General features: G+C 71.8%; 14 protein-coding genes and 1 pseudogene. 7 read left to right on the forward strand and 8 right to left on the reverse strand.

Annotated features, from left to right (window positions below; all coding sequences use genetic code 11):
- Window positions 1–31 precede the first annotated feature (31 nt).
- The 3 genes from ACNF49_RS04600 to ACNF49_RS04610 all read left to right on the forward strand — a co-directional run bounded on the left by ACNF49_RS04600 (window position 32) and on the right by ACNF49_RS04610 (window position 2541).
- Window positions 32–340: a serine hydrolase domain-containing protein gene (locus ACNF49_RS04600; RefSeq protein WP_482945735.1), complete on the forward strand. Its 309-nt coding sequence runs from the start codon at window positions 32–34 to the stop codon at window positions 338–340.
- Between the two features lie 171 nt (window positions 341–511).
- A complete protein-coding gene (locus tag ACNF49_RS04605) occupies window positions 512–1618 on the forward strand; it encodes a cytochrome P450 (protein WP_482942903.1) in 1107 nt (368 codons plus the stop codon).
- On the forward strand, window positions 1606–2541 hold the full coding sequence (locus ACNF49_RS04610) for a LuxR C-terminal-related transcriptional regulator (protein ID WP_482942904.1): 936 nt from the start codon (window positions 1606–1608) through the stop codon (window positions 2539–2541). The genes ACNF49_RS04605 and ACNF49_RS04610 overlap by 13 nt, the downstream gene beginning before the upstream one ends.
- On the opposite strand, the gene ACNF49_RS04615 is transcribed toward ACNF49_RS04610, so the two are convergent.
- Genes ACNF49_RS04615 through ACNF49_RS04635 form a run of 5 tightly spaced genes read right to left on the reverse strand, consistent with a single transcriptional unit; the run spans window position 2527 to window position 9122 of the window.
- On the reverse strand, window positions 2527–3267 hold the full coding sequence (locus ACNF49_RS04615) for a thiopeptide-type bacteriocin biosynthesis protein (protein WP_482942905.1): 741 nt from the start codon (window positions 3265–3267) through the stop codon (window positions 2527–2529). The genes ACNF49_RS04610 and ACNF49_RS04615 overlap by 15 nt on opposite strands.
- Window positions 3264–5555, reverse strand: coding sequence for a lantibiotic dehydratase (locus ACNF49_RS04620; RefSeq protein WP_482942906.1), 2292 nt, complete (start codon window positions 5553–5555; stop codon window positions 3264–3266). The genes ACNF49_RS04615 and ACNF49_RS04620 overlap by 4 nt, the downstream gene beginning before the upstream one ends.
- Entirely contained in the window at window positions 5552–6220 is a 669-nt protein-coding gene (locus ACNF49_RS04625) for a SagB/ThcOx family dehydrogenase (protein ID WP_482942907.1), read from the reverse strand. Before ACNF49_RS04625 ends, ACNF49_RS04620 begins: the two co-directional genes overlap by 4 nt.
- Window positions 6217–6873, reverse strand: coding sequence for a hypothetical protein (locus ACNF49_RS04630; RefSeq protein ID WP_482942908.1), 657 nt, complete (start codon window positions 6871–6873; stop codon window positions 6217–6219). Before ACNF49_RS04630 ends, ACNF49_RS04625 begins: the two co-directional genes overlap by 4 nt.
- Before the next feature lie 11 nt (window positions 6874–6884).
- Window positions 6885–9122 (reverse strand): TOMM precursor leader peptide-binding protein, encoded by a 2238-nt coding sequence (locus tag ACNF49_RS04635; protein ID WP_498702124.1) that lies wholly within the window; start codon window positions 9120–9122, stop codon window positions 6885–6887.
- Between the two features lie 550 nt (window positions 9123–9672).
- Here ACNF49_RS04635 and ACNF49_RS04640 point away from each other — a divergent pair.
- Window positions 9673–11484, forward strand: coding sequence for an ATP-binding protein (locus ACNF49_RS04640; RefSeq protein WP_482942910.1), 1812 nt, complete (start codon window positions 9673–9675; stop codon window positions 11482–11484).
- On the opposite strand, the gene ACNF49_RS04645 is transcribed toward ACNF49_RS04640, so the two are convergent.
- From ACNF49_RS04645 to ACNF49_RS04655, 3 genes and pseudogenes are all read right to left on the reverse strand, one after another.
- A complete protein-coding gene (locus ACNF49_RS04645) occupies window positions 11474–12295 on the reverse strand; it encodes a DUF4344 domain-containing metallopeptidase (RefSeq protein WP_125629905.1) in 822 nt (273 codons plus the stop codon). The two genes, ACNF49_RS04640 and ACNF49_RS04645, sit on opposite strands and share 11 nt — an antisense overlap.
- Window positions 12296–12438: 143 nt before the next feature.
- Complete coding sequence (locus ACNF49_RS04650) at window positions 12439–13215, reverse strand: AfsR/SARP family transcriptional regulator (RefSeq protein WP_498703792.1); 777 nt, start codon at window positions 13213–13215, stop codon at window positions 12439–12441.
- Window positions 13195–13383, reverse strand: a pseudogene (locus ACNF49_RS04655) (hypothetical protein); the annotation flags it as partial. The gene ACNF49_RS04650 and the pseudogene ACNF49_RS04655, both read right to left, overlap by 21 nt.
- 314 nt (window positions 13384–13697) lie before the next feature.
- Between ACNF49_RS04655 and ACNF49_RS04660 the strand changes: the two are divergent.
- The 3 genes from ACNF49_RS04660 to ACNF49_RS04670 all read left to right on the forward strand — a co-directional run bounded on the left by ACNF49_RS04660 (window position 13698) and on the right by ACNF49_RS04670 (window position 15688).
- Window positions 13698–14075: a hypothetical protein gene (locus ACNF49_RS04660; RefSeq protein ID WP_482942911.1), complete on the forward strand. Its 378-nt coding sequence runs from the start codon at window positions 13698–13700 to the stop codon at window positions 14073–14075.
- Window positions 14076–14167: 92 nt separating this feature from the next.
- A complete protein-coding gene (locus tag ACNF49_RS04665) occupies window positions 14168–14527 on the forward strand; it encodes a hypothetical protein (protein ID WP_482942912.1) in 360 nt (119 codons plus the stop codon).
- 204 nt (window positions 14528–14731) lie between these two features.
- Window positions 14732–15688, forward strand: a complete 957-nt coding sequence (locus tag ACNF49_RS04670; RefSeq protein ID WP_482942913.1) for a hypothetical protein — start codon at window positions 14732–14734, stop codon at window positions 15686–15688.
- The last annotated feature ends 1 nt before the right edge of the window (window position 15689 follow it).

Consider the following 15689-nt stretch of genomic DNA (forward strand, 5'->3'; position numbering starts at 1 on the left):
ACCGCGAAGAAGACGAACGCGATGACGCGCGGTGCTCACCCCGGCCTCGGTCTCCGCGTTGCTGGCCAAGTCGGAGACCGGCGCGTTCGAGAGCGGATCCTGGTACAGCGGCGGCTGGTACGTCCGATCCGTGGGCAGCGGGCTCAACCTGTGGCATGCGGGTTCGATGCCCGGGGCCTTCGCCGTGCTGAGCAGGGCCCACAACGGGATCGCGCTGTGCGCGACCTTCAACAGGTGCGAGGAGTCCGGCTCGCCCGACTTCGACGCCTTTCATGATGAGCTCTACGACGCCGCTCAGGCGATCAAGACCTGGGAGGGCCGGCTCTGGCGAGGCCGCTGAGGTTTAGCCGTCAACCCTGTGTCAACCGGCTGTCGATCAGCGAGTTCTTGGATCGGGTGATCGTAACGACCTGGGGGATGACTTGTGCAAGAACCACCGCGGCTTCCGTTTCCCGGACTCCATCCGTTCGAACTGGCCGTCGGCTACCTGGAAGGTCCGGCCGTCCGCAGGGTGACGACCCAGGCAGGGGACCCTGCCTGGCTGGTGACGGGCTACGCCGAGGTTCGCGACCTGCTGTCGGACCGGCGGCTGGGGAGATCGCACCCGTGCCCCGAACGTGCCGCCCGCCTGTCCGGCTCGATCAGGCTGGGCGGCCCGGCGGGCGGACACGCGAGCGAGTGGGCAGATCATGCCGCCATGCGGCGGCTGCTCAATCCGGCCTTCTCCGCCAGGAGGACGGCCGCGCTCCGCGGGTTCGTCCGGCACACGGTGGAGGAGGTGCTGGACGGCGTGGCCGCCCACGGTCCGCCGGCGGACCTGCGGGTCTGCTTCTCCCGTCCGCTGGCCGGGCGGGTCATCTGCGAGCTGCTCGGCGTGCCGTACGCCGACCGTGACGACTTCGCCGCCTGGGCCGACGAGGCGAGTCTGCTGAGCGAGCCGGAGCGGAGCTGGGCGGCCTGGGGCAGGCTCGTCGCGTACGTGGAGGAGCTGCTCCGCAGCAAGCGCCGCCGACCGGCACGGGACCTGCTGAGCGACCTGGTCGTTGCCGAGAGCCCGTTCTCCGTCGCCGAGCTCGCGCGCCTCGGCGCGGCGGTGCTCTTCGGCGGGTACGCCACCACGGCCCTGCGCGTCGACTTCGTGATGGCCTTCCTGCTGGCCTGCCCCGACCAGCGGGCGCTGGTCCAGCAGAGTCCGGATCTCGTCGGGGCCGCGGTGGAGGAGGGGCTGCGGCTGGCGTCCGCCAACACCCACGGGATACCTCGCTACGCGCACACCGACCTCAGGATCGGCGGGGTGACGATCAGGGAGGGGGACGGGATCCTGCTCAACGTACCGGCGGCCAACCGGGATCCCGGCGTCTTCCCCGACGCGGGCGGTTTCGTGGTCACCCGAGACTCTCCGGCCGCGCATCTCGCCTTCGGCCGCGGGCCGCGCCACTGCGTGGGCGCCGGGCTGGCCAGGGTCGAGCTCACCGAGGCGGTGAGCGCGATCCTGCGCCGCTTCCCCGGCCTGCGGCTGGCCGTCCCGGTGGCGGAGCTCCGCCAGGTGGGAGGCACCACGACCGAGGACTTCGAGCAACTGCCCGTGGTGTGGGACGAGCACCGATGTCCGAGCTGAGCGACGAGGCCGTGCAGATCTATCTGCACGTGGTCCGGCATGGCGGGACCACCATGGCCGAACTGCGGGAGGGGCTCCGCCTCCGGGAGCCCCCCGCGCGGGCCACCACCTGGCTCACCGGCATGGGCCTGCTGCGCGAGGACTCCGGAGGCCGCCTGCACGCGATCGGGCCGGCCCTGGTGGCGGCCGGGACTCTCCAGGAGGAGGCCCGGCTCCGCCTGGAACAGCTGCGGCTGGAACGTACCCGCAGCGTGCTGGCCGAGTTCGGGCCGCTGTACGTGCAGGCGCTCGACGGGTGGCGGGAGCAGGCCGTCACCGTCATCCCCATGGCGGAGGCGGAGGCGCTGCTCGACAGCGAGCTGTCCGCCTGCGCCGAGGAGGTGGCCGTGGCGCAGCCGGGGGAGGAATCGGTTGCCCCCGGGCTTTCCCGCGCGCTGGAGCGCGGTGTCGCGGTCCGGCTGCTGTGCCCGCACGCGCACCGGCGCATCGCGAGGTCGCGGCAGGACGTGCTCGACCTGTCCGGGATGGGCGCGCAGGTGCGCAGCGTCGCCGAGGTGCCCGCGCGCGTCTTCGTCCTGGACGCCAGGGTCGCGCTCGTCCCGGCGTCCGGCGAGCCGGCGACGATGCTGCTGGTCCGGGAGCCGACGCTGGTGGCGCTCGTGCACCGGGTCTTCGAGTCGTACTGGACGTCGGGGGAGCAGTTCGCCGCAGAGTACAGCGCGCCGGTGCTGGACGACCTGCGGTCGACCATCCTGGCCATGCTGGCGGAGGGCGCCAAGGACGAGTTCATCGCCCGCGCGATCGGGCTGTCGGTCAGGTCGTGCCGCCGGCACATCGCCGAGATCATGAAGACGCTGGGCGCACAGAGCCGTTTCCAGGCCGGATACCTGGCCAAGGAGCTGACTCCGTCAGCCGAGGAGTAACTGCTCGGCGATCAGCGCCTCCTCCAGCACGTTCAGGCCGAGCCGGTTGTTCGTGGTGTGGACGAAGTGGAACAGCAGGTGCGGGGCCGTCCGAGGCCCCTCGGCCAGGCCCCGTTCCAGGTGGTGGCCGTACAGGTCGGACGCCGGGCCGCTCAGGGGGGCCGGCTCCACCGGGCGGCGGCCGGCGAGCAGGCGGATCCTGGCCCGCCGCTCCTGGTCGTGGCCGGTCCAGTACCACGCCATGTGGTAGAGGAAGGATCTGCGGCCCGCCGGCGGCAGCAGCTCGACCGCCGTCCGCGTGACGGCCAGCGCGGTGGCCAGCCGCCGTTCCCGCCGGCCGGGCCCGGTGAGGGACAGGGCGAGCTCGCTGGATGCCTGGAAGACCCGCTCGGCGCTCGCCACGCCGGCGACGCCGCCGTACTTGGCCAGCTCGGGCTCGTAGAGAGACAGTGCCGCACCGCGCCAGGACTCGGTCAGGCGGTTCGGCCACGCGTCCCGGACCTCGAACACCTGCCGGGCGAGCCGCCGTACCTCGCAGATGCGGTCCGGCGCCGCCGCCAGGCGCAGCCGGACGTGCGGGCCCCACTGGTCGGTGAACCGAAGGAAGAACCAGCGCTCGATCCCTTCGGCCGCCTCGATCAGCCGGCTCAGCGGGTGCTCCACCACGTCCTGGAGGTGGTCTCCCGACTGGACGACCAGCCGGTAGTAGAGCCAGTCCCGCCTCATGCGCCGCCGTCCAGCCGGACGAGGGCGACGAACTCGGCGGCACGGGCGCGGCCGGAGCCGTCGCGCACCCAGTGCTGCTCACGGGTGGGCAGAGCCTCGGTCAGTTCGATCTCCCCGCCAGTCAGCACGTGGTCGAGCAGCGCGACGGTGTGCGGCGCGTGGAAGTCCACCCAGAACGGTTTACGCCCGCCGCGCCGTACGAACACCTGGCGCGGGATGGCATGAGCGGCCCGCCAGACGGCGAGGTCGGCCAGGTGCCGGGCCCACGAGCCGGTACGCCGCGGGACGGCGCCGGCGGGCAGGCGCCACCGCGCCCGGCTCATGACCACCCTGCCCTGCCGCACCCTCGCGGCCGCCGTTGCCGACGTCTCGGGGAGCGCCGGGATCCAGGGGTGGGTCAGCGTGGCCAGCAGCCGCACCGGCCCGCGGAGCAGGGGCAGCGGCATGGCGCCCAGGTAGACGAAGGCGGCAAGGGCGCCCGCCGGGTCACGGACCTGCAGCGTGCCGGTCCGGCGGTCGTGGGTCACCGCGAAGCCGCGCAGGTCGCGGCCTTGCGGGGGGCCGAGATCAGAAGGCCAGGCGACGCGCTCGAAGAGCCGGGCGGCCGGCATCTGCACGGCGGCGAAGTCGGCTCCGGCGAGCAGCTCGTACACCGTGCTGCCCGGATGCAGCGAGGAGATCCAGGCCTGCAGCGTCTCCGCCGTGCCGCGGGCGCCGTCCCATCGCGCGGCCTGCCCGCCCGGCTCGACGCAGACCTGGTTGACCACCAGGGTGTAGTCGCCCCGGTCGAGGGCCGCGCGGCCGTCCGCGGCGAGCTGGTAGAACACCGTGGCGGCGGGGAATCCCAGCGTGCCGCCGGGCTGCGGCGGGTGCGCCGGGGAGGGGGCGGGGGTCCACGGGTAGGTGTAGAGGAACTCCAGAAGGTCGTCGCAGCGTCCACCGGAGCCGTACCGGGCGACGAAGTGCCGGACCAGACCCTCGTACAGGCGCGTTCGGCCGAGCCCGGCCCGGATCCGCGCAGCCACGACGCCCAGATCCTCGGTCACCTGTGGGGGGAGGGCGGGCAGCGGCACGTCGTCGGCGGGCCGGGTCTCGTGGAACAGGGGCGCGTTCCGGAGCCAGGCGGGCGGGGAGGTCTCCAGGCGTTCGAAGGCGTCTGCGGCGGCCTGCCGCACCCGGGCGTCGAGCCGTACCCGTTCGGCGGCGTCGGCGGCCGGCATCCGCTGTTCGGCCCGCTTCAACTCGGCGAGGGCGTCGGACAGGGGGCCCGCGGGCACGCGGTCGGCGATCCGGGCCAGACAGTCGCGTTCGCCGGATCGCCACGGGACATCGGGGAGGAGGAGCCCCATCTCCACCCATCTGCCGGCCAGCTCCGTCCCGGCTCCGGGCCAGGCGTCGAGAGGTCGCGCGTCGAGAGGTCGCGCGTCGAGAGGCCGGGCACTGTCCGGGCGGTCAGGGGCGAGGTGTCCAGGCACGTAGAGGGAGGCGTCCGTCAACTCGTCCCAGCGATGCGCCAGGAGCCCGGCGGGCACGTCGTAGCAGGGCAGCATCGCGTACCAGGTTCCCGCGACATCGCGCAGGCTCGGGTTGACCCGGGAGGGGAACCGCGACGACAGGCGCGGGTGCTGCGCGCAGGCCCGGACGAGGGCGACCGCCAGATGAAGGGGAGAGCTCACCGCCGCGGTCGAGGGGACGGTACGGCCCAGCGACCCGAACGGGCTCGGCTTCAGCGCCGCCCTGGTGGCGTACGACACGGCGGTCCTGCACGTCCTGCTGTCCGGCGGGTACGTCCGGGCGGATCCGGGGCCGAGCAGGACGCGCGTGAAGGCGGGGCTCGCCAGCGCGAGCGTGCTCATGATGTCGGGCCGGGTCAGCAGGCCGAACACCTGGCGGCCGGCCGCCGCGACGTGCGAGGCCGCCGCCCGGTCCGTCTCGGCCAGGCTCTCCCGCAGCGCGGTGACCGAGCGGAGCCAGGAGCCGACGAGATCGCGAAGCTCACGATCGAGGTGCCGTGCCACGGCGTCGGCGGCGGCGCGCGTGCGGTCGGAGCAGCGGCCGTTGTGGGCGTCACGCCGCAGCCTGAGCGCCTCCCGCCGCTCCTCCTCCGCCAGGCGGGGGACGACGTCGTGCAGGGCGTCGGCGACCCGGCGGCCGAGTTCCTCGGAGCGGTCGCGCTGTGTGGCGGCCCGCTCCAGCAGGCCGCCGAGCTCTGGGGCGACCAGCACGTCGAGATCCCCCACCGGCAGTCCGGCCACCCTCATCAGCACCACGGCCACGACCGGCGTCATGAGGGACGGCTGCCCAGCATGAACTCGCCCACGGCCGACTCCTCGAGACGGTCGAGGCCGAGCACCCGGCCCGACAGGTCGGAGTCGCCCGACCCGAGCGCGCACGGCGCGAGCCCCATGGCGGTCGCCACCAGGTACATCGTCTGGTAGAGCACCCCGACGTTCTTGAGCGTGGCCGCGTACGCCAGGCCCCGGTACTTCCAGGACAGGCGCTGGAACCGCGAGGTGATCACGAACATGACGTCGGGGGAACGGGCCAGCCCGGCGGCCGAGCGGGCGTCGCCCAGGATCCTCGCGAGGTCGGCGGGGCGGGCCTCGATGCCGGTCAGCCGGTGACCCAGCGGGTCGTAGTGGTAGATCCCGGGGGCCAGGCCGTCGCACCTCTCGACGAGCGGGTAGAGCTCCAGGTCGTAGCAGGCGCCGCCGGACGGATAGGGCCGCGAGCTGGCCTGGTAGGGCAGCCCCTCGGCCTCTGAGAGCGAACGCACCCGCGCCACCCGGTACAGGAACTCCGCCAGCTGGTCCGCCCGCGGCGGCCGCTGTCCGTACTCGCGGATCGAGTGCCGCTGCTCCAGTACGTCGGTGAAGGCAGGGTCGCGCTCGGAGACGGCGTTCAGGTCGGGGGCGGGGAGCTCGACGACCGGCCCCGCGGGCGGCCGTTTCACGGCGGGCCGCGGCGGGATCTCCCCCTGAACGGGTACGTGGCCCCGAACGGCTCGCCGTGCCGTCCCAGCCTGCTGCGCGAGTGGAAGAGCAGATCGTGGAACTCCCACTGGCGCAGGACGTCCGGCTCGTGGAATCCGCCGCCGGTGTCGAGCTCCAGCAGCCCGGCGGCGTGCAGGAAGGCGTCGGCCGGCCCGGACGCCGCCCGGCCGGCCGACAGGCCCGCCATGAGCGGCCAGCCCTCGTCCGAGTGCCAGCGCAGGCGGACCATCGACAGCGGCGACTCCAGGACGAGATCTCCCTGGTGCGGGCGGGACATCGCGAACCGGGAGAGCCGGACCCGCGTTCCGGCGGCGAGGGGGACCGGCGCGAACGTCGCGGTGCGCGTCAGCCGCTCGACGCTCAGCACGGGGCGCTCCTCCGCGTCGACGAGGAAGCTGGTGACCAGCGGTGACAGCCGGGCGCACAGCCGGTCGAGCTCCGGGGCGCAGGTGACGCGCTCGCCCACGAGGCGGTGGAGCGCGGCCCGCAGCGCGGGCGGCACGCCACGGAGGCGGAAGGCCGCCATGGCGTGCCGTACGTGCGTGACCGAGCCTTCCGGCAGCACCTGCACGCCTTCCCTGAAGGCGAGGCGCGGTGACAGCTCCGGGTTCATCTCACCACTCCTCAGACGAAGACGCCGATGGGGTTCAGCTGATCCTCAGTGAGCGGCTCAGACAGCCAGCCCAGCTCCACGGGCACGTCGTAGAGGCGTCCGGGCGCGTAGCGGGGCCAGAAATGCCGCATCCCGGGCACGATGACCTTCACCACGGGCAGCCCGGTGTCCGGCCGGGTCTGATCGAGCACCAGCATCTCCATCCCCTTGCTCTCCACGATCCGCTGCGCCTCCAGCAGGTCGTCGCGGAGGTTGGGACGGAAGACGCAGGGATGGCCGGCGGCCGTCCGCGCGGGCAGGCTCGCGTGGGGCAGCAGGTAGGGCTGGTTCGCGACGGTCGCCGTACGCCACCACCGCACCTGGTACGGATCGTCATAGGCGTAGGAACCCGTGCCGTCGGCCCGCATGGGTAGCACCGCGGGCAGGAACTGGTTCATCTCGGTCATGGCCCGCGAAATGGCGATGCGCATGTCGAAATGCGCGCCGAACGCGACGAGAATGTCTTCCGCCGGTTTGTCATATCGCCGGGAAACGGCCGCGGCGACCGGGACGTCGAGATCGGTGGTGAGGTCGAGAATCCACGTCTCGCGGTTCATCCGATGGTACTCGTGCTGCCATCGGTCGAAATAGTCGTCACCGAATCCGGCCAGCTCCACGCCCGGCCGGGAAATTCGGTTGTACCACCAGATGGCGACGCTGTCGCGTTCGACGAGTTCCAGGAATCCCTGCAGTGCGGCGTCCTCCGTGCTCGATCCCGCGGCGGCGCCGTTGGAATCGGCCTTCACGACACCGCCGCCGCCGGGGTATTGGTAGTACAGCGAGCCGGTCGGCAGATATTTGTGGCGCTGTTCGGTCAGCGACCACACCGGGCTCCATTCCATCGTGGCGTTCTCGTCGAACGCCTCGGGCACCCAATGGAACAGGCAGTCCCCGGCGTTCCAGGAATCGCGTTCGCTGATCTGCCGGTCGCTGTAGCGGCAGACGGCATTGGGGTGGACGGCCCGGTCCCCGAGCGAGCGCAACGAGCCGGTGACGCGGGGCTCGTCCCCCTGGAAGACCCCCGAGTAGCGTTCGACGGCTTCGGCCAGCGCGCCGGCCTTGGCCTGCACGTCGCTGCGGCCCTTGCCGCCGCTGCTCATGCGCAGGCCGGTCCGCAGCCCGTCCAGGTCGCGCGCGCGGGCGGCGAAGTTGTGTCCCGCGGTGTAGGTGTGCAGCAGGTCCGTGTCGGTCTCCTGTTTCACCAGGCGGGGGACGAGGCCGGTGACCGGGCTGACCAGATGCTGGTGGTCGGCGAGGAACCGCTCGGGATCACGGGCCCGGTGCCCGCCGTCCGACGTGGCCGCCTTGACGCGGTCGGTGAACCGCACGGCGTCGGGGACGCGCTCGGGTCTGGTGTCGGCGGTGCCGCATTCGGGGCACTGCGGTCTCGCCTGCACCGCGTGCCGCTCCGGCGTCAACATGAGGGTGTCGAGCGTGATCACGGCCTCTTCCTCCGTACGCACGCCGGCCAGCCACTTGTGCGCCTCCAGCGCGGCCAGCCGGACCGCGACGGCCACGCCGGCGGGGACGTCCGTGGCCGCCAGCGGCAACTCGGGCAGGCCGCCGGCCCGTCGTACGAAGGAGGCGACCGGGTGGTGGCCGCGCAGGCGGTGCTCCAGGCAGGCCCAGCACGCGGACCGTCCGGGCCGGAACAGCGGGCCGATCCAGATCGTGGTGCCCGTCGGCTTGGCCAGCAGCCACGGGCGGCCCTCGCGCAGGCAGGCCCGGTTGATGCCGGCCAGCCCGGAGTGCAGGTAGTGGTCGGTCAGCACGACGGTGAGGCCGGCCTCGGCGCCGCCCAGGCGCAGCCCCGCCTCGTCGGCCGCGCCGGTGAACCACTCGCGCCGGGTGCCGCCCAGCGCGAGCACCCGCACACTGCCGGCGCGCACCGACTCGCAGGCCGTGTCGCCGTTCAGCCCGGCACGCTCCCAGTACCCCGCCGCCCGCCGATCGGTGCCCGGATCCATCTCGACGACGTGCCCGGCCTCGGCCAGCAGCCCGAGCGCCCGCTCCACGGCCTCCGCCCCGTACGCCGCGGCCAGCTCGCCGACGACCTCGGCGCGGGTGCGGGATCCGTCCAGCAGAGGCGCCATCTTCTCGATCAACGCGCCGCGCAGAAGGAGCTGACGGTGTTCGGACATGAGAAACACGCCGTGCTCCGGCACCACATGCGCCGCGGCGAACCTGGTGAATCCAATGGCGACCGGCAATTTCGCTCCTTCGGGTGAAAAATGATTCGGCCCCCGCGTGGGGGCCGAATCGGCTGTCGTTCAGATCAACAGCTGTTTACGTCGGCGGAAGGGTGAAGCACAGGACGGTGCTGGTGCAGCCCCGTGCGATTCCTTCGGCGTCCGAGAGTTCCTCGATGGTGATGTCCATCGCGGCCATCCTGGTGTCTTCCATATTCATCCTTTCGTTAATCAGTCGCAGCCCACGCAGAAAACGGAGCTGAGTGACGACGGCGCCGTGTCGACGTCCTGGCTCAGGTCCTCGATCGTCAGTTCCGGGGCCGTGCCCATGGAGTGGTCCATGGTTCCTCCTTTCGGTAATTCCGGGGGACGGGAGCCACTCTGCACGGCATTCCGGGAATTCGCCACGAAAAGCAGACGGCAGGAACCTGCCACGGCAGCAACCTGAGGCATGGGACGGCGATCCGGGCGATCGACGGGTCGTCGATTCTTCGTCCATGAAACGTCTACCGGCCGCCCTCACCATTGCCTGCGTTCAGATCGGAACCGTTGGGGGTCAACGATGCGGTCGATGCGTTTCGGCGTGCTCGGAACTGTCGAGGTGTGGCGGGGGAACGAACGACTGGAGGTGGGCACGCCACGCAACAGGGCGGTGCTCGCCCGGCTGCTGCTGTCGCCCGGGAGGATCATCCCCGTCGACCAGCTGCTGGACGACCTATGGGAAGGGTGCCCGCCACCGCAGGCGCTGTCCTCGTTGCGGACGTTCGTCTGCCGGCTGCGTCGCGTGCTCGAGCCGCCCGCCCAGGAACCCGGCAGGCCGTCCGTGCTGATCACCGAGCCGCGCGGCTACGTCCTGCGCGTGGAGGAGGCGGCACTCGACTCGGCCAGGTTCGAACGGCTGCTGCGGCAGGCCAGGGCGGCCGCCGATCCACGTACCGCCCTCGACCTGGTCGACGAGGCACTCGGCCTGTGGCGGGGTCCGGCCTACGTCGAGTTCGCGCACACCCTGTGGGCGCGGGGAGAGGCGACCAGGCTCCAGGAACTCCAGCTCGGGGCGACGGAACGCAGACTCGACACCCTGCTCGCCCTGGGCCGGCACGCCGAGGCCGTGCCCGCGCTGGAGGCGCACGCGCGCGCCCAGCCCACCCGCGAGGAGGGCTGGCGGCTGCTCGCTCTGGGCCTCTACCGCTCGTCCAGGCAGGGCGACGCCCTGGCCGTACTGGCCGAGGCGCGCCGCTACCTGGCCGGCGAGCTCGGTGTCGATCCGGGGCCTGAGCTGCGCAAACTTGAGACTGACATCCTCGCGCAGACCTCCGAGCTCGACCTGCCGCCGGCGCCGGTGGCGACCAGGAAGCCGGTCACCCGCCTGCGCTGCCTCGGCAGGGACGACCAGCTCGCGGCCGCCGGGGCGGCCATGGCCGCCGCCGAGTCCGGCACCGGCGGCAGCCTGCTGTTCGACGGCGTGCCGGGCGCTGGCAAGACCCAGCTCCTGAGGGGGGTGGAGGCCCTGGCCGACATGCGCGGATTCCAGGTGGCGCAGGCGCAGGCTCATCCGCTGGAGAGCGAGTACGACTACGGCGTGGCCCGGCAGATCTTCGAGCCCATCCTGTACGCCCTGCCGGCGGAGGAGCGGCGGCAACTGCTCAGCGGAACGGTCGAGCCTGCGGCCGACATCGTCTGGCACAACCGGCCGTCGTCGGGTGGCCCCGACGCGCTGCACGCGCTCTACCGGCTGGCCGTGCGGCTGGCGGAGCGGGTGCCGCTGCTGATCCTCATCGATGACCTGCAGTGGTGCGACCCCGGCTCGTTGCGCTGGCTGGCCTACCTGGCCAGGCGCATCGAGCGGGTGCCCCTCCTGGTCGCCGCGAGCAGGGCGACCGGCGTCCCGTCCGGCGACGGTCAGCTGCTGGAGTCGCTCTGCTCGATCTTCGGGCTCGTGCGCCTGGGCGGTCTGCCCCGCGAGGCGGCGGAGGCCCTTGCCGGCGAGTTGCTCGGCGCGGAACCGGAGCCCGCGTTCATCTCCTCGTGCCTGCGTGCGACGGGCGGCAACACGTTCCTGCTCACCGAGCACATGCGGGCGCAGGGGACGGGGGAGCGGTCCACGTCCATCGAGCGGTGGGTGGCCGGCCAGCTGCGCCACGCGGGGCCCGGGGCCGCCGCGCTGGCCGAGGCGGTCGCGGCACTCGACCACGACGCGGAGTTCCACGCTGTGGCCGACCTGGCCGGTCTGCCGGACAGCCAGGCGGCCGCCGCCCTGTCGGCGCTGGTCGGCATGGGGATCCTGGGCGACGGGTCGCCGCTGCGGTTCACCCAGCCCGTCGTGCGGCGGGCCGTGCTCGAAGGCGTGCGGGCCGGTGTCCCGCAGTTCGCCCTCAGTCCTTGATGTGCGGCTCCAGCAGCTTCATCCATGAGTCGGCGAGCTTCTCGTACTCGGCCGGGCACTTCGCGGCGCGGCCTTCCGGCAGGCCGTCCTCCCCGACCCAGTCGGCGTAGGCCTTGGGGTCGGAGCCGTAGATCCAGCACATGTAGTTGAAGGCCCGCTGCTCGTCCATCGAGTGCTCGTCGTAGAACGGCAGCGCGGCCCGGTCCTGGTCGCCGGCCGACGAGAAGTAGTAGTTGATCGTCTGGACGCTCGCGGAGTCGTCGTCGTCGTTCTGGGACATCATGAACGCGGACAACTGGTCGGCCGCATCGTCCTCCTTGCCGAGGGCGGGCAGGTCGTAGAGGTCGATCACGGCGTGGCCGAGTTCGTGGTACAGCGTGTCGACGAGGTTGGCCTGGCCGTGCTCGTCGTTCTCCGCCTCCGAACCGGCCTTGTCGCGATACCGGGTGAAGCCGTCGGCCACGAGCTCGTAGCACATGGTGATCTTCTTCTCGTCCGGGCTGTAGTAGGCGTTCACCTCGCCGCACTGCTCACCGGCCAGTGTGACGTCGTACGGCAGGATGAGCATGCCGTTGAGGCTGGTGGCGAAGCCTTCGAGCACCTTGCCCGGCTTCAGCAGCCGCAGCCCCTCGGTGGCGAGGTCGGTGTCGGCCTCGCCGTACTCGGCGACGAACTTCCCCCCGGCGGCTTGGGTCGCCTTGGGGGCCTCCTCCTTGGCCGCCACCGGCTGGTCCGTGCTGCCGCAGGCGGACAGCATGGCGGTGAGGAGCAGCACGCCGGCGCCCATCGTGAGCTGATTCCACTTCATCATGTCTCCAGGTCTGAGTTGACCCTCGGATCCTGCAGCCACGATCTTGGTGTCCGATGGACGGATGGTCTCCGCGACCGGCGTGCGCCACCGGCGGTTCCGTCAATGTGCCGTCGATCGGCTGTCGACGATGACGGGCCATCGTCTCAGGTCATGACCAGTGGCACGACGAGCCTGTCCGACGGTTCGGTGAGGGTGCGGCCGTAGAGCCACAGCAGCGTGTGGAAGCGATAGTGACCCGGGCTGGGCGAGTCGAGCATGCCCAGGTCGACGAGGCTCCTGCAGCACCTCGCCGAGCAGGGCGACCTCGTCGTCCCTGCCGGTGAAGTCGGACAGGTCGGCCGGCAGCTGGGCCACCCGGGGAGTGCCTCGTCCTCGTGGCGGGCCGGCGACGGCCCTGGGTCGACCCGGGCGGGCAGCAGTTGAGGGTCCGACGTGAGGATGCGTTGATGCGGCTCCCCGAGCTCGCCTCCCGGGTCGATGCCGAGTTCCTCGGCGAGCAGACGCCTGGTGCCGTCGAAGACCTCCAGCGCCTTCGCCTGCCGGCCGCAGCGGCACAGGGCCAGCATCAGCAGAGCGCTCAGCGACTCCCGAAGGAGGTGCGCGGCGGACAGCACGGCCAGCTCCGCCGCGGCCTCCGTGGCCCGTCCGAGCTCGATGTCGAGTTCGAGCTTGACCTGCAGGGTGCTCAGGCGGCGATCGCCGAGCCGGTCGCGCTGAGCCTCGGCGTACGGCCCGGCCGCACCGTCCATGGCGTCGCCCTGCCACAGCCCGAGGGCCGCTGACATCAGCGTGCGGGCACGGGTGAGGTCGCCTTCCGCGCAGGCCCTCTCGGCCTCGGCGTACCTGTCCTCGAAGACGGCGACGTCCAGCGCGTCCCTGGGGACGGACAGGGCGTAGCCGGTGCCCGCGGAGACGACCACGCCCGGCCTCGACCTGTCGGCTTCCAGCACCTTGCGCAGGAGGTATGCGTAGGTGCGCAGGGTGCTGAGGGTGCGCAACGGCGGGTCCTGCCCCCGGATCGCGGCGATGAGCGCGTCGCAGGTGATCGCCCTGCCCTCGTGCAGGAGCAGCGCGCCGAGCGCCGCGTGCTGCTGCGGCGAGCCGAGGTTGAGCTCTTTGTCGCCTTATCCTCGGCGCCGTCCTGCACGCGCTGGGCTGGGCGCGCTGCGGGTGCGCGGCGCGTCTCGGACAGGCGTGGACCGACCTCGGGGAACCGGAACGGGCCCGGCGCTGCTGGCAGGAGGTCGACGCGATCCTCGGCCCCTACGACATGGCCGAGGGACGAGCCGTCCGCCGCCGTCTCGGGATCGACTGACGGGAGGGGTTCACCGGTTGATGACCAGCTGTCCATGGCCGCGGCGAAGGCTGTCGTGACCCATAGCGACAGTACGGAGGAAAAGACATGTCCAGCCACAGACTCGCACTGAGCGTCTCCGCCCTCGCTTTCCTGACCCTGGGTGCAGTGGCCTGCGGCTCCGGCGGCGAGAGCGCCGCCGTGGCCGACACCAAGGGGTGCAAGGAACTGCGAGCCGTCATGGCGACCACGCTGACCGAGCTGCAGAACAAGGCCGGGGACCTTGAGGCGATGAAACAGCTCTACAGCGAGAGCGCGCAGAAGCTCAAGGGGCTGAACGTCGACGAGAAGGTCAAGGAGGCCCAGGACGCGGCCGTCTCCCTGTACGAGGAGCTGGCCGCGATCGGCGCGCCGGAGGAGGCGGACGAGCACACCGCTCAGGCCAGTGAGACCGTGTCGAAGCTCAACTCCGCCTGCGCCGCCTGACGGACGCCGAGCGCCTGCTCCGCCTGCGGCAGAGCCCCGCGTGGACGGACCGTCCATCAGCCGTCAAGGTGGGTCCCGCAGGATCTGGCGCCATGAAGATCGTGATGACCATCGCCCTGATGACCGCCGTACCCTTCCTGACCGGTTGCGGCTCCACCTCCGTCGACGCGTGCAACGCAGCGGCGGCGGCCAGCGCGACCTGGGAGAAGGAACTCCGCTCCGCGCAGGGTGCGGAGGCGGTCAAGAAGGTCAACGCCGCGTATAAGGCGGTGCTGACCGAGCAGGCGGGCAAGGCGGACGGCGCGGTCAGGTCGGCCATGAACGACATGGCCGCCTCGCTCGACGCCGCCGACGCCGCCATCGACGCGGGTGACGAAGCGGGCATCGACGCCGCGCAGAAGGGCACGGACGCGAAGACGACAGCGCTGAACTCCGCCTGCCGGGCGGGCTGAGCCAGGCACGTCAATCCATCCGGGCACACGGCCGGCGGCAGATCGTATCTGCCGTCGGCCGTTCTCGTGTGTCCCGCCGGCACCTCCCCGTCCCGCCGGACGCGCACGGACCCGAGTACGGCCACCCGCGTGGACACCCGATGAACGAAGACGTACATCTCCCGTCAACCAGGTGTAGAGGTGCACCACCCATTCTCTCCTCTCATGACTTATCAGCCTCTTCCGCCAGAACAGACCCTGGCTCCTCCGCCCCCGGCACCTCCCGCGGCCCCCGCCCCCGAGCAGGCGACGGCCAAGGGCAGCGTGCTCGAGGTCTTCGAGAAGATCGGATCGGTCGCCGTGCCGGTCGCCGTGGGCATGTACGCCATGCTGTACCTGGGCCTGGCCCAGGTCTACGTGGTGTTCGGCATCACCCCCGAGCAGGCCGGCCTCGACCAGGCGACGATCTTCGGCCGGCTCATCGGCACGCTGATCGAGCTCTTCCTGGTGGCCCTGCCCGGAGTCGGGTTGCTCGTCGCGCTGGGCTGGCTGCTCAACCTGGCCACCCGCGGATCCGTCGGCCGGCTGACGCGCCGGCTCAGGGAACAACCCTGGATCGCGGCCACGATGGGCGCTCTGGTCTCGGTCGTCGCCTACTGGGCCTACTTCGGCACGCTGTGGGACCTGTCCGGCGGCCGGCTCCTGGTGGCCGTCGTCCTCGTCGCGGTCTTCGGACTGCTGGTGCCGTTCCGCCTGATGCGGACCCGCAACACGGGCCGGGCCGGCATGAAGGTGCTCACCGGCGCGCTGTTCGGCATCGGGCTGGGGCTGATCCTGGTCGCCCAGATGGTCCACGGGGCCGTGGACATCGCTGCCAACGGCAATGGCAACGCCCTGCTGCAGACCGTCGGCTTCCAGAACCAGTGGGCCACCGTGGGCGACGGCGACGGCAAGCCGCTGAACAAGGACAACCCGGACGAGAGATTCCTGCTCCTGGGCGAGAAGGAGGGCGCCTACGTGCTCTACGACTGCGGCAAGCAGGAGACCTTCCGCCGCTCCATCGAGGGCACCACGCTGGGCAGGATCGAGTTCGACCCGGACTTCGCTGACCCCGAGACCGGCGAGGTCAAGGCCTGCGGCTACGCCCTGGAGGCGCAGGATCCCGCAACCGGGGAGCAGTAGC

The organism is Actinomadura sp. ATCC 39365 (assembly GCF_054392275.1).

What these genes read in the sequence shown, in the direction of transcription:
- ACNF49_RS04610 (WP_482942904.1), top strand. Translation starts at nt 1,606, where the DNA reads ATGTCCGAGCTGAGCGACGAGGCCGTGCAGATCTATCTGCACGTGGTC.
- ACNF49_RS04615 (WP_482942905.1), bottom strand. Translation starts at nt 3,267, where the DNA reads ATGAGGCGGGACTGGCTCTACTACCGGCTGGTCGTCCAGTCGGGAGAC.
- ACNF49_RS04620 (WP_482942906.1), bottom strand. Translation starts at nt 5,555, where the DNA reads ATGACGCCGGTCGTGGCCGTGGTGCTGATGAGGGTGGCCGGACTGCCG.
- ACNF49_RS04630 (WP_482942908.1), bottom strand. Translation starts at nt 6,873, where the DNA reads ATGAACCCGGAGCTGTCACCGCGCCTCGCCTTCAGGGAAGGCGTGCAG.
- ACNF49_RS04640 (WP_482942910.1), top strand. Translation starts at nt 9,673, where the DNA reads ATGCGTTTCGGCGTGCTCGGAACTGTCGAGGTGTGGCGGGGGAACGAA.
- ACNF49_RS04645 (WP_125629905.1), bottom strand. Translation starts at nt 12,295, where the DNA reads ATGATGAAGTGGAATCAGCTCACGATGGGCGCCGGCGTGCTGCTCCTC.
- ACNF49_RS04660 (WP_482942911.1), top strand. Translation starts at nt 13,698, where the DNA reads ATGTCCAGCCACAGACTCGCACTGAGCGTCTCCGCCCTCGCTTTCCTG.
- ACNF49_RS04665 (WP_482942912.1), top strand. Translation starts at nt 14,168, where the DNA reads ATGAAGATCGTGATGACCATCGCCCTGATGACCGCCGTACCCTTCCTG.
- ACNF49_RS04670 (WP_482942913.1), top strand. Translation starts at nt 14,732, where the DNA reads ATGACTTATCAGCCTCTTCCGCCAGAACAGACCCTGGCTCCTCCGCCC.